Origin of the sequence: Mesorhizobium sp. M3A.F.Ca.ET.175.01.1.1 (assembly GCF_004791945.1) — a bacterium.
GTDB lineage: Bacteria > Pseudomonadota > Alphaproteobacteria > Rhizobiales > Rhizobiaceae > Mesorhizobium.
The window spans coordinates 1-323 of sequence record NZ_SRTP01000245.1 but is presented as its reverse complement, the minus strand read 5'-3'; the positions used below and the strand labels follow the sequence as shown (position 1 = coordinate 323).

The window sequence follows — 323 nt, the reverse complement described above, 5'->3', positions numbered from 1 at the left end:
GGGAGGCGCTGGCATTGGCCAAGGCCAAGCCATTGGTTATCGACTATGACGATCCCGACTATGCCGCCGACGCGCCCTATCCGAAAGGCGAGCGGATCGGCACGCTCGACTATGAGGATTTCGTCGCCGGCGGCGACGTGGCCTTCGCCTGGTCGATGCCGGATGGCGAGTGGAACGCCATCTCGCTCAACTATACCTCCGGCACCACAGGCAATCCGAAGGGCGTCGTCTACCATCATCGCGGCGCGGCGCTGATGGCCTACACCAACACCATCCATGCCGGCATGGCCAAGCACGCGGTCTATCTTTGGACGCTGCCGATG

At 63.2% G+C, this 323-nt stretch carries 1 protein-coding gene; it reads left to right on the top strand.

Going from position 1 to position 323, the window contains the following annotated elements:
- On the top strand, nt 1-323 hold a 323-nt coding region (locus tag EN818_RS31515; protein ID WP_145972148.1), incomplete at both ends, for an AMP-binding protein.